Source organism: Frankia sp. CoWAU3 (assembly GCF_977971855.1).
In genome coordinates, this window is sequence record NZ_CDWWXB010000015.1 from 6,012 (window position 1) to 6,659 (window position 648).

Annotated in this window: 1 protein-coding gene; it reads right to left on the minus strand. The window is 71.3% G+C overall.

The window, feature by feature from the left end; all coding sequences use genetic code 11:
- On the minus strand, positions 1-619 hold a 619-nt coding region (locus AC08ON_RS03170), incomplete at its 3' end, for a histidine phosphatase family protein (protein WP_476616417.1).
- Positions 620-648 lie beyond the last annotated feature (29 nt).

The following is a 648-nucleotide window of genomic DNA, read 5'->3' on the forward strand; positions in this document are numbered from 1 at the left end:
TGTCGTTGATGCGCCGGACGAAGGGGCGGCGCTCGTTGTAGCGGATCACGGTCAGGGAACAGGGATCGACGGTGATCCGGTGGTACATGTCCAGATGCATGCCCAGGGCGTCGGCGACCACCGTGCGGATCACGTCGCCGTGCGAGCACAGCAACCAGGTGGCGTCCGGGCCCAGCCGCTCGTTCCACTCCCGCACGGCGCTCACCCCACGGGCCTGCGTGTCCCGTAGTGCCTCACCCTCGGGACCGGGGAAGACGACCGCGCTGGGATGGCTCTGCACCACCGCCCAGAGCGGATCCTTCGCCAGGGTCGCCAGTTCCTGCCCGGTCCAGTCACCGTACCGGCACTCACCGAGCCGCTCGTCGATCTCGACCTGCCGCGGGCCGCCCGGGCTGGCCTCGCTGACCGGACGGCGTCCGGCGATCGCCTCGGCCGTCTGGCGGCAGCGGTCGAGCGGGCTGCTGACGATCGCCGCCAGCGGGATGTTGGCGAGGCGTCGCGCCAGGTCCGACGCCTGGCGGCGGCCACGGTCGTCCAACCCCACGCCGGGCGTCCAACCAAGCAGGATCTTGCCGGTCACGGCGGTCAGCCCGTGGCGGACCAGCAGGACTGTGGTCAACCGGTCCGTCCCTTCTGTTGCCGACGCTC